The sequence below is a fragment of the Streptomyces sp. NPDC007095 genome (assembly GCF_040634475.1).
Taxonomy (GTDB): Bacteria; Actinomycetota; Actinomycetes; order Streptomycetales; family Streptomycetaceae; genus Streptomyces.
Map to the genome: position 1 here is coordinate 20,119 of NZ_JBEYFS010000158.1, position 9,751 is coordinate 29,869.

The 9,751-nt window shown below is 69.3% G+C and carries 9 protein-coding genes and 3 pseudogenes; 7 read left to right on the forward strand and 5 right to left on the reverse strand.

What is annotated here, in order from left to right; all coding sequences use genetic code 11:
- Positions 1-20: 20 nt before the first annotated feature.
- Together ABZ656_RS39385 and ABZ656_RS39390 are read left to right on the forward strand one after the other, a co-directional pair.
- A pseudogene (locus ABZ656_RS39385) lies at positions 21-329 on the forward strand (NAD(P)H-binding protein); the annotation flags it as partial.
- 52 nt (positions 330-381) lie between these two features.
- Positions 382-963, forward strand: a complete 582-nt coding sequence (locus ABZ656_RS39390) for a helix-turn-helix domain-containing protein (protein ID WP_360274807.1) — start codon at positions 382-384, stop codon at positions 961-963.
- A gap of 163 nt (positions 964-1,126) precedes the next feature.
- Here ABZ656_RS39390 and ABZ656_RS39395 read toward each other — a convergent pair whose 3' ends face one another.
- Positions 1,127-2,065 (reverse strand): AraC family transcriptional regulator, encoded by a 939-nt coding sequence (locus ABZ656_RS39395; protein WP_360274810.1) that lies wholly within the window; start codon positions 2,063-2,065, stop codon positions 1,127-1,129.
- A gap of 128 nt (positions 2,066-2,193) precedes the next feature.
- Here ABZ656_RS39395 and ABZ656_RS39400 point away from each other — a divergent pair, with 128 nt between their 5' ends.
- The 4 genes from ABZ656_RS39400 to ABZ656_RS39415 all read left to right on the forward strand — a co-directional run bounded on the left by ABZ656_RS39400 (position 2,194) and on the right by ABZ656_RS39415 (position 4,669).
- Complete coding sequence (locus ABZ656_RS39400; protein WP_101403422.1) at positions 2,194-2,589, forward strand: MmcQ/YjbR family DNA-binding protein; 396 nt, start codon at positions 2,194-2,196, stop codon at positions 2,587-2,589.
- Positions 2,586-2,954, forward strand: coding sequence for an MmcQ/YjbR family DNA-binding protein (locus ABZ656_RS39405; RefSeq protein WP_360274813.1), 369 nt, complete (start codon positions 2,586-2,588; stop codon positions 2,952-2,954). The genes ABZ656_RS39400 and ABZ656_RS39405 overlap by 4 nt, the downstream gene beginning before the upstream one ends.
- A gap of 232 nt (positions 2,955-3,186) precedes the next feature.
- Positions 3,187-3,942, forward strand: coding sequence for an SDR family oxidoreductase (locus ABZ656_RS39410; protein ID WP_360274816.1), 756 nt, complete (start codon positions 3,187-3,189; stop codon positions 3,940-3,942).
- Between the two features lie 40 nt (positions 3,943-3,982).
- Entirely contained in the window at positions 3,983-4,669 is a 687-nt protein-coding gene (locus tag ABZ656_RS39415) for a TetR/AcrR family transcriptional regulator (RefSeq protein WP_360274819.1), read from the forward strand.
- Between the two features lie 207 nt (positions 4,670-4,876).
- Here the strand turns inward: ABZ656_RS39415 and ABZ656_RS39420 are convergent, their stop codons facing one another.
- The gene (locus ABZ656_RS39420; protein WP_101403418.1) at positions 4,877-5,851 is read right to left on the reverse strand and encodes an alpha/beta hydrolase; all 975 of its coding nucleotides are present in this window, start codon (positions 5,849-5,851) and stop codon (positions 4,877-4,879) included.
- A 394-nt stretch (positions 5,852-6,245) separates the two neighbouring features.
- Positions 6,246-6,875: a TetR family transcriptional regulator gene (locus tag ABZ656_RS39425; RefSeq protein WP_101403417.1), complete on the reverse strand. Its 630-nt coding sequence runs from the start codon at positions 6,873-6,875 to the stop codon at positions 6,246-6,248.
- 124 nt (positions 6,876-6,999) lie between these two features.
- Here ABZ656_RS39425 and ABZ656_RS39430 point away from each other — a divergent pair, with 124 nt between their 5' ends.
- Complete coding sequence (locus ABZ656_RS39430; protein ID WP_360274823.1) at positions 7,000-7,992, forward strand: aldo/keto reductase; 993 nt, start codon at positions 7,000-7,002, stop codon at positions 7,990-7,992.
- 207 nt (positions 7,993-8,199) lie between these two features.
- Here ABZ656_RS39430 and ABZ656_RS39435 read toward each other — a convergent pair.
- Together ABZ656_RS39435 and ABZ656_RS39440 are read right to left on the reverse strand one after the other, a co-directional pair.
- Positions 8,200-8,274 (reverse strand): annotated as a pseudogene (locus ABZ656_RS39435) (RNA-binding protein); the annotation flags it as partial.
- Between the two features lie 276 nt (positions 8,275-8,550).
- Positions 8,551-9,751: pseudogene (locus ABZ656_RS39440) on the reverse strand (hypothetical protein); the annotation flags it as partial.

Consider the following 9,751-nt stretch of genomic DNA (forward strand, 5'->3'; position numbering starts at 1 on the left):
TCCCGGGCCTCGCCATCGGGGTGACCGGCGGCGTCGGCTCCGGCCTCGCCGCACGACTCATCGAACAGGGCGACGAGGTCGTGGGCCCTCACCGCCATACCGAGCAGGCTCCCACCCTGGAATCCGACGGAACAGAGCCGGTTCTCGGCGCCCTGACGTCGCTCGGCGTGGACACTCCAGCCGCCCGTCTGGAAGGTGCCGACGCAGTCGTCTGCACCGCGGGTGCGAGCGGAGCCGGCCCGCGACAGGCGGACGCCGTCGGCGGGCAGGGCGGGGTAATCACGGCAACCGCCGCAGGGAAAGCAGGAGTCCACCGGTTCCTCCTCGTTTCCGCCGTCCCGTTCGCGGTCCGCCCTAGCGACACGTGTCCATTTGTGGTGGGTGGAACGTCAGGAGAGGCCTATGAGCGCGCCAGCACGCCGTCGGGATGCGGCGCAGAACCGGACCCGCATACTGGAGGCCGCCCGCGCAGCCCTTGCCGAGTCCGACCACGTCCACCTCCACGAGATCGCCAAGCGCGCCGGTGTAGGACAGGGAACGCTCTACCGGAACTTTCCCAACCGCGAAGCACTCCTCGCCGAGGTCTACCGGCGCGATGTCGAAGAACTCGTGGCCGCCGCCTTCGCTCTGCTGGCGGAACACGCGCCTGGGAAGGCCCTGCGTCACTGGCTCGACCTAGTGATCGACTACGCCGAGATCAAGCGCGGCGTCCTGGCGGCGCTTGAGGCGGCGGCGTGGCAGGACCTTGTCGCCCACAGCCACAACCCCATCGAGGGCGCCCTCGCTCATCTGCTGGACGCCGGGAAAGCGGCAGGTTCCATCCGCGCAGACGTCGACGCCCATGGAGTCCTCCTTCTCATCGCATACCTCGGCCGTCTGGACCGGGAAGAGTGGGGATCAAGGGCACGGCCTCTGATGAACGTCATCCTCGATGGTCTTGCCCGACAAGACGCGGACCGATGAGGGCAGAGGACTGGCCAGAATCCTCTGGCAGTTCCCACACCTGGGACGGCTGACCGGCTGATCGACGGCGAGTGGCACATCGTGCACTGCCCTTGGGCGTTCACGCAGACCGCGAAGGGAGCCATCGCCTCCTGCCGGGCAAGGGGCCTTTGCCGCGTTTCCGTCACGCGTCTGTCCTCGCTGCGCGGGCCGCGAAGGCGGCCGGGGTGCAACCGGTGCGGTCGCGGAAGAAGCGGCCGAAGTTCGCGGGATCGGTGAAGCCGAGGTGGACGGCCACAGCCCGGGCATCCCACCGGGCACCTCCCAGCAGGCGCCGGGCTTCCAGGAGGCGCCGCTCGTCGATGAGTTCACGTACCCCCTTGCCGGTGGCGTCCCGGGCGGCACGGCTTAGGGTGCGGACCGAGCAGCCGAGCAACTCGGCGTAGTCCGCGGCCTGGTGCAGCTCGCGAAAGTGCAGCTCCAAGGCGTCCAGGAAGCGCCCGTACCGGTCGGCGCGGCCGGTGCCGACGGTGGCCGTGCCGATGGGGGCGATGCCCGGGGAGTTGGCCAGGCGCAGCAGCAGTGATTCGAGCAGGCTGCGCCGCAGGGCGTGGTGGATGTCGAGGGGGCGGCGCCCCAGTGCGCGGTGTTCGTCCAGGAGCTGGAGTGCGGTCTGCCGGAGCCAGACGGCGTCCTCGGGGTGCGGGGTCAGCACGGCAGGGGCCTCGTGCGCGGTGAGCGGGGCCAGGAGACGGGCGAGGTCGGGCCGCAGCACGTCCGGTTCGAACAGGATGAACGGGCCGCGGGCCGCGCCGGGCGGATGCCAGCACTGTGCGTGCCCGGGACGCACCCACAGCCACTGGCCGGGGGTGACGGTCCGCGTGACGTGGTCGACGTCGTGCCGCAGCTCACCCTCGGTGACGGCGATGAGGTAGTGGAAGGTGGCGCGGCCCGGACGGGGCGGGTTCCACGGCCAGTCGTCGTGGTGGGCGAAGAAGTCCTCGACGGTGCTCACCTCGAGGCCGTACGGGGTACCGACCGGGGGCTGGAAAGCGAACAGCGGAACCGCGGGCGGACTGGCCGCGCTTCCGCTCGGGCCGGGGTGTCGCTTGTCGACCATCACGTGTCCGCAGCCTACCGCCCTTCTGCTCGGCTGCGGCGGAAGGATGGACGTGCCACCGCGCCCGCGCGGCGCACCCTCCGCGTCCTTCGATGCCACAGTCCGTCACCACCTGAGGAAGGCAACGCCCCATGAACGGATCGGCCCTGCACAAGACCGCCGCCGAATGCGCGGAGGAACTCCCGGGATCCCAGCTGGAGCACCCCTTCGGCCCCGACTGGGAGGTCTACAAGGTGCGCGGCAAGGTGTTCATGCTGATGACCGAAGTCCCAGGGCGGCCTGTCGTGATCCTCAAGGCGGACCCCGGAGAGGCCCACGCCCTGCGGGAGCAGTACAGCCATATCACCCCCGGCTATCACATGAACAAGAAGCACTGGATCACCGTGGAGGGCGGAGAAGGCGTCGACAAGGAGCTCGTCAGGGAGCTCGTCACCGACTCCTACCGGCTCGTCGTCGCCCACCTGCCCAGGGCCGAGCAGCCTGTCGACCCGCACACCTACGGCACCGGCACGCGGGCGGCCCGGTGAGCGCGGCCGGTGACCGGCTCCAGGACATCGCCCGCCAGGCGGCCCTGTCCCTCTCCGACGTCAGCCACGGCTACCCCTTCACTCCGGGACTCGACGTGTACAAGGTCGCCGGCAAGGTGTTCCTGATCGTCACCGACGACCCGGACGAACAGATCATCACGGTCAAGTGCGAGCCCGAGCACGCGCGGTCACTGGAGCGCGGCCACGCCTCGATCACGCCGGGCCGCTATCTCGACAAGCGCCACTGGATCTCACTGGGGCCGGGACCCGGCATCACCGAGCGGCTGATCACCGACGTGGTCGAGGATTCCTACGACCTGGCCGCCGAGCAGCTGCCGAGAGGCGACCGCCCCAGAGCCCGATGAGCGCCGCGAGATTCGTGCGGGGCCGCCCGGGTTGGGAAGACCACCATCTCCCGACTCCTCACCGACGGCCGCGACATGGCATTCGAGCCGGTGCCGGCCACCTTCCCGGCTCAGCAGAACCACCCCCGCCATCGATGGTAAGTGGATCGACTTGCCTTAAGGGTGGTGCGGGAGCTACCTTCAAGTGGTGAGTCCATCGACTTACCTTACTTCTCGGCGAGGAACAGGGAACATGAATCGTCTTGCGGGCAAGCGCGCCCTCATCACCGGCGGCACGAGCGGCATCGGTCTGGAGACCGCGCAGCGGTTCCTCGCGGAGGGCGCCGACGTGCTGGTCACGGGCGTCACCCCGGCCAGCATCGACAAGGCCCGGCAGATCCTCGGGGACAAGGTGCCGGTGGTGCAGGCCGACGCCCGCGATCTCAACGCGCAGCGCGCCCTGGCCAAGCAGGTGCGCGAGCACTTCGGAGAGCTGGACGTGGCGTTCCTGAACGCCGGCGTCTCGGACTGGCGACCGTTCGAGGACCACACGGAAGACAGCTACGACCGGCTCTTCGACATCAACGTCAAGAGCGTCTTCTTCCTCACCCAGGCCCTGGTGCCGGTACTGGCCGACCCGTCCTCGGTCATCCTCAACGCGTCCAACAGCGCGCACGGCGGCTACGGGAACTCGAACGCCTACGCCGCGACGAAGGCGGCTGTCTCCTCCCTGATGCGCTCGTGGAACGCGGACCTGCTCAAGTCGCACGGCATCCGGTTCAACGCGGTCAGCCCCGGCCCGGTGGACACCCCGCTGTACGCCAAGCTCGGGATCGAGGACCCCGCGGTGCAGGCGGCGGTCCTGGAGGGGATCAGCGCCGGCATCCCGCTGGGCCGCATGGGTCTGCCGGAGGAGGTCGCGGAAGCCGTCGTGTACCTGGCCTCCGACGCCTCCGCCTTCGCGGTGGGCCAGGACCTTATCCTGGACGGCGGCCAGACCGTCCTCTGACAGCGAGGACGCGGCCGGGAAACGGGCGAGGGGCGAGGGCATGGCGGTGGCGGAACGAGCGGAAACCGGTGGCGAAGCGAGCCAGGCCGGGTATCACGCGCAGATCAAAGCGGAGAACCGTGCGCGCATCATCCGTGCCGCCCGCGACCTCTTCCTCGCCCGGGGATACGACAAGACCTCCCTGGCCCAGATCGCCAAGGAGGCCCGCGTCTCCACCGGCACCCTCTTCAAGCGGTACCCCTCCAAGGCCGCGCTGTTCGCGGCCGTCACCTCCGAACAATGGCAGCTGGATGTGGAGTACGCCGCGCCGCCACCGCCCGGCGACCCCCGGTACGGTCTGGACCACATCGGCCGCGACTACGCCTGCCTGGTCGCGCGGCCCGGCACGGCGGCGCTGTGCCGCCTCATCATCACCGAACTTCCCCAGATGCCGGAACTCGCCGACATCGTCGGCACCGGCTTCGCCATCGACCGCGGACCCTTCTTCGACCGGCTCCGCGACTACCTGGAGGCCGAGGCACAGGCCGGCACAGTCGACTTCCGTTCGGCCGACGGACAGCCGCTGTCGGCATCCGAAGTGGCCGAACAGTTCCTCGGCATGATCTGCAGCCAGTTCCTGTGGCCCCAACTCGTACGGACCGACTTCGTCCCGCCCAACCCCACCGACGCCGCGATCGTGGACGAAGCCGTCGCCCTCATGCTCAGCCGCTACGGCACCGGATCCTGAACCCCGGACCACCCGTTCACGTTGCCACAACCCCAAGACGTCATCCCTGCCAGGACAGGCGCGGGTAGGGGTGACTCGACCGGCAACGAACACGGGCGAGCGCGACCGGTCCTTCCAGCAACAACAGCGGCAGACGGCTGAGCCGGGTCGGCACTCCGCACCGTCGAGTCCGTCGGCCGCGTGCCCCTCGGGCTCCAGCCTGCCCCGCTACTCCGCGAGCAGTCGGCGCAGCCACTCCATCTGGGCCGTCTGGCAGGCATGGGAGAGGGTTGCCTGGGGGGCGAGGCCGTCGAAGCCGTGGAAGCCGCCGGGCCATACATGGAGCTCGGCGACTCCGCCGGCCTGCCACAGGCGGGTGGCGTAGGTGACGACCTCGTCGCGGAACGTCTCGGCAGAGCCGACGTCGAGGAAGGCCGGGGGTAGCCCGGACAGATCCTCCGCGCGGGCCGGTGCGGCGTACGGGGAGACGTCCGGGCCCCCGCGCCGCTCGCCGAGCAGCGCGGTCCACCCGGTCTCGTTGGCCGTGCGGTCCCATACGCCGAGGCCCGCCATCTGGTGCGAGGAGGGGGTGTCGTTGCGGTCGTCGAGCATCGGGTACATCAGCAGCTGGCCGATGGGCCGCGGGCCTTTGCGGTCCCGCAGGAGCAGTGCCAGCGCGGCCGTCAGGCCACCGCCCGCGCTGGCACCCGCGATGACGATCCGCTCGGCGTCGGCGCCGATCTCCTCGGCATGCTCGGCGGTCCACAGCAGCCCGGCGTACACGTCGTCGATTGGCGCAGGGTGCGGGTGCTCCGGCGCCAGCCGGTATTCCACGGACACCACGACCGCGCCCAGCTCCTTCGCCCACCGCAGCGCGTCGTTCACGCCGGCGCGGTTGTTGCCGGCCACCATGCCGCCGCCGTGGATGTGGTAGATCACGGGCAGTGGACGGTCCGTCGCCGGAGCGGCCGGCCGACAGATCAGCAGCGAGATGTCGGGCGCGTTCTCGGGGCCGGCCACGGCCCGGTCCTCGACCTCGAAGGCGCCGTCCAGGGTCAGGTCCATGGCGGCCAACATCGCCATGCCGGGCCCGTTGCGCAGGGCCTCGATCTCGTCCATGGTCAGTTTGAGGGGCAGCGTGTCCTTGATCATTTCCAGGGCGGCCGCGAGCTCCGGGTCGAACGGGGGCGGCGTAAGCGTCATTGCTTGTGCTCCTCATGCTGTGTGCGGCGGATCGTACGACGATGGTCCGCGCGTCTGCCGGGTTCCCGCACGCCGCCGGGCGGCGGGACTTGTCCGCCATTCGGCGGGGAGCCCGCCGTGCTCGGCTTGGCTGACCGGTCGGCCAGTACCAGTGACCTCGGTGTTTTGCCAGGTGGTGACCCTCATACGCCCCCTCACGGCCACACGGTGGGGCCAGCTTCACTACCCGAGTGCGGCCAAGTGGAGTTGCCGCAAGCAGACGTCCGTGCCTGCCCACCCGGCGTCTGTTTCCCGGGCCCAGGAGCACTGATTCGGATGGTCCAATGGTGAACGGCAAGGGCGGCCGGCGCCGTTTGGGAAATGCTCGAGCAGGGCTGCCGCCGGTCCGGGGACCTCAGCGTGCTCGAGGGAAAAGCCGTTCGACAGCGGTCACCACCGCGGCGCGGCGGGCGGCGGTGGTGGGGTCCACGGCGTGTGTGGCGGCGGCCGCGCTGAGTTCGGGTTGCGACGCCCAGGTCATGGCGATCTGGTTGACCAGGGCGAGGACGTCGGCCGGGTCCCAGGCAGGGTCGAGCTGTCCAGCTTGCTGCACCTGGCGGAGCTGGTCGATTTTGCGGGCGATCACTGCCTGGTCGGGATCGTCGGCAACGGCTCTGGTGCCCGGCAGTTCGAGGCGGCCCCAGGTAATCAGGCGGTGGTGGTCTGGACGGGCGACGAAGTAGTCGAACAGCCGGCCCGCATAGCCAGGCAGGTCGTACGGGTCCATCTGGGTGGCCTCGGCGATGACGACGTACTCCCGCGCAGCGACAGCGGCATAGAGCGCATCTTTGCTGCGGAAGTAGGCGTAGACGCGTTCTTTGCTGGTCTTGGCGAGTTTAGCGATGCGGTCCACGCGCGCGCCGGCAATGCCGTGGCGAGCGAACTCCTCCATGGCAGCGGTAAGGATGCGCTCGCGCGTGGTGTCGCCGCCGCCAGCGGCTCCTGCGGGCGCTGCGGTCTGGCCGGAGTCGCGGGACTGGGACATAGCCCCAGGATAGAGCACCGAACCGTTTGGTTTGGCATCCGGGCGACCGGCGCGTAGGGTCAAACGGAACAGTTCGGTTTGGCCTCTACGGGTGAAGCCGGCGAAACACTGAGGGAGTGAACTCATGCAGCACCGCAATCTGGGCTCTCAGGGTCTGCGCGTCTCGGCGCTCGGCCTGGGGACCATGGGCATGTCCATGGCCTACGGCGCCTCGAACGACGACGAGGGCATCGCGACCATCCGCCGCGCCCACGAACTCGGGATCGACTTCTTCGACACCGCCGAGCTGTACGGCGCCGGCACCGGCAGCAACGAGATCCTCCTCGGCAAGGCAATCGAAGACTTCCGCGACGAGGTGGTCCTCGCCACCAAGTTCGGCTTCGACATGACCGCCCCGGCGATCAGCCCCGCCTTCAACAGCCGCCCGGAAAACATCCGCAAGGTCGCCGAGAACAGCCTGCGCTACCTGCAGAGCGACCACATCGACCTCTTCTACCAGCACATCTCCGACCCCGACATTCCGGTCGAGGAGGTCGCCGGCGTGGTCGGCGAACTGATCACCGAGGGCAAGGTGAAGTACTTCGGCCTGAGCAACGTCGGCCCCCAGTACATCCGCCGCGCCCACGCCGTCACCCCGGTCTCCGTGCTCCAGTACGAGTACTCGCTCTTCGAGCGGGAGGTCGAGGAGAAGATCCTTCCCGTTCTGCGGGAACTCGGCATCGGCCTGGTGCCCTACTCCCCGCTCGGCCGCGGCTTCCTCACCGGCCAGGTCAAGCCCGCCAGCGAATACCCCGCGGACGACATGCGCAGCTGGGACGAGCGCTGGCAGGGCGAGAATTACACGTATAATCTGCGCGCCACCGAACAGCTCAAGAATCTGGCCGACACCAAGGGCATCACCACCGCCCAACTCGCACTGGCCTGGCTGCTCGCCCAAGGCGAGGACATCGCGCCCATTCCCGGCACCCGCAGCACCAAGCGCCTCGAGGAGAACGCCGGCGCCGTCGACGTCCAGCTCTCGGCCGCCGATCTGGCCCACATCACCGAGATCCTTCCCCACGGCTCGGCAGGCAGCCGCCTCCCGGCCGCGGTACTGTCCAGCTTCACCACAGACTGACCGCGCCAGGCACACGCGCATGGGACGCCAGGCCCGTCGGCCAAAGGCGGCACGCGGGCCAGTGCCGATGGCAGGGGGTACCGGGCGGGGGGCTCAAGCCTTTTGCAAGGCGGGAGCTCGACGCGGCAGTGGTACTCGCCGACATCGACCTGTCGGCGGTTACCGCCGTCGCAAAGGAACTCGGAGAGAACGCGCTGGCCATTCGCCTACCTCGATCGTCTTGGCGCCGGCGGCGACGAGGTCGAAGTAGTGGCGGCAGAGGTTGAGTTCGCGGACTCGGGCAAGAGGTACCTACGTCCGGCCGTGGTGCTGTGCCGGGGCGTGCTGTGCCGGAGCTGATCGTCAATGAGACGGGCGAGCTTCGGCGGGAGCACGAAGGGGTGCTGGTTGACCGCCAGGTAGGTGTGCTCCATGCCCGCCACGCCTCCAGGTCAGGCAGCGTCAGCCCGGTGACGGTCATGTCGGAAGCAATGCGGAGTGCCTGCATGCGGGCCGCTCCTTGGTGACAGCGATGGGTGTTGCGCAGTGATCGCGGTGGGCTGCGCACGGCGCATCCGTTCAGCGTGACTGCGCAGCGGCGTCGGTGCGGTGGCGGATGACGGCGTGCCAGCGGCGCTCGAAGTCTGCGGTGTGCTCTGCGATGGTCGCCGCCGTGATGGGCTCGTTGTACTGGAGGGTGATTCCACGGGCTGCGCAGGCCTCTGCGACGGCTTTCAACGAGGGCTGTTCACTGCGCACTCGGTGCTCGGCCCAGACTCTGTAGATCCGGAAGGACAGGAGGTAGCGGCGTAGCGTGCTCGCAGCGGCGGCCCGTCCGTTGCGGCCGACCACGCCCTGCTCATCCAAGTACTTCGACAGGTCATCACCGTTGGGCTCGGCACCGTGCTGCTTCTGGTACTCCACCCATGCGAGGTAGTAGCGATCGACGGTGGTGAGGCCGCTTCCCTCGGCCGGAGGCTGGGGCGGTATCTGCTCGTCCGCCAGCCCGTCGATGGCGGCATTCACTTTCGGGCCGCGCTTCTCCTCTGCGGCGTGCGCCCCCGCGCCAACGGGCTCGGTCTGGGGATTGGAGTCGCTTGGGGACGGCGCGGGAGGCAACTGCTCGCCAAAGCCAGCAGCTGCTTCTTCGACGGGCGGTTCAGCGTCACCGAACTCCCGCTCCTGGAAGGCGGCAACAAAGTCTTCCAGGTCCTCGCCCATGAGGGGCTGGCCGGTAGCCCCGGTGATGCCGTCCCGCTGGAAGACATACGCGGCGAGAGCAGCAGCGTCGGGGTACTGATCATGCTCTCCCGCGTAGGCGAGCCAAGCACTGTAGAAGAACTCTTCCCACGACGGCTCTTCTTCCAGAACACCGTCCGGGGCGATCGCGGGATCGGCCGGTGGTGCATAGCGCTGCTGGAGGACTCGGAGCAGGGGCTGCAGTTGTCCGTCAGAGAGGGGGCCGCCGGCCGCGGTGGTGATGCCGTACTCGGACCGGAGGAAGGCAGCGAACTGGGAAGCCGTGGGCTCTGCCTGGACCTGAGCGATCCACCTCTGGTAGGCCTCGGCGAAGTGCCCCGCTCCTTCCTCAACAACCTCCTTCTGAGGCTGGAACTCTTCTTCGGGGGCCGGGGAGGACTCCAGCTCCCGGTGCTCGGGGGCGGCCGGAGCCGGGGCGGGCGTCGCCACCTGGACCGGCGCCGGGGGCAGGAGGGCCGGCTCGATGCCCGCCGCCGCCAGGCCGGAGGGGGCGGTCTCGGCGAGCGGCACGCCGTAGCGG

What these genes read in the sequence shown, in the direction of transcription:
- ABZ656_RS39400 (WP_101403422.1), top strand. Translation starts at nt 2,194, where the DNA reads ATGAACGGATCGGCCCTGCACAAGACCGCCGCCGAATGCGCGGAGGAA.
- ABZ656_RS39410 (WP_360274816.1), top strand. Translation starts at nt 3,187, where the DNA reads ATGAATCGTCTTGCGGGCAAGCGCGCCCTCATCACCGGCGGCACGAGC.
- ABZ656_RS39415 (WP_360274819.1), top strand. Translation starts at nt 3,983, where the DNA reads ATGGCGGTGGCGGAACGAGCGGAAACCGGTGGCGAAGCGAGCCAGGCC.
- ABZ656_RS39420 (WP_101403418.1), bottom strand. Translation starts at nt 5,851, where the DNA reads ATGACGCTTACGCCGCCCCCGTTCGACCCGGAGCTCGCGGCCGCCCTG.
- ABZ656_RS39425 (WP_101403417.1), bottom strand. Translation starts at nt 6,875, where the DNA reads ATGTCCCAGTCCCGCGACTCCGGCCAGACCGCAGCGCCCGCAGGAGCC.
- ABZ656_RS39430 (WP_360274823.1), top strand. Translation starts at nt 7,000, where the DNA reads ATGCAGCACCGCAATCTGGGCTCTCAGGGTCTGCGCGTCTCGGCGCTC.